Below are 543 nucleotides of genomic sequence, written 5' to 3'. Positions count from 1 at the left end.
GACCCTGCCCGACCTTAACGCGCAGGCGTCCAGAATTGCTGGATTCAGGAAAGCGAGCGCACAGCTTGCCGTGACCGGTCAGTCGCTTAACAAAGCGAAACAGGAGGCCGCAGCGCTGGCCGTCCAGTTTAAAAACACGGAAAACCCCACCAAAGCGCAGGCGCGTGCGATGGAGGCGGCAAAAAAATCCGCTGCTGACCTGCAACTCAAATATAACGGGCTCAGGCAGTCGGTACAGCGCCAGCGCACCGAGCTTGCTCAGGCCGGGATTAATACCCGAACGCTGTCGGCTGACGAGCGTCGCCTTAAAACCAGCATCAGCGAGACGACCGCCCAGCTTAACCGGCAACGTGAGGCGCTGGCGCGGGTCAGCCAGCAACAGGCAAAGCTGAGCCGGGTTAAAGAGCGGTATCAGACCGGTAAATCCCTCGCGGGGAGTGCGGCGGCGGCTGGTGCTGCCGGTGTCGGAATTGCCACGGCTGGCACAATGGCCGGTGTAAAACTGCTGATGCCAGGCTATTCGTTTGCACAGAAAAACTCTGA

Annotated in this window: 1 protein-coding gene; it reads left to right on the top strand. The window is 59.9% G+C overall.

Annotation, left to right across the window (positions count from 1 at the left end; translation table 11 throughout):
- The coding region (locus RE027_RS18120) for a hypothetical protein (RefSeq protein WP_368809691.1) at window positions 1-543 on the top strand (543 nt) is incomplete at both ends.

Origin of the sequence: Kocuria sabuli (genome assembly GCF_040981185.1) — a bacterium.
GTDB lineage: Bacteria > Actinomycetota > Actinomycetes > Actinomycetales > Micrococcaceae > Kocuria > Kocuria sabuli.
This window is presented reverse-complemented; position numbering and strand designations above follow the sequence as displayed.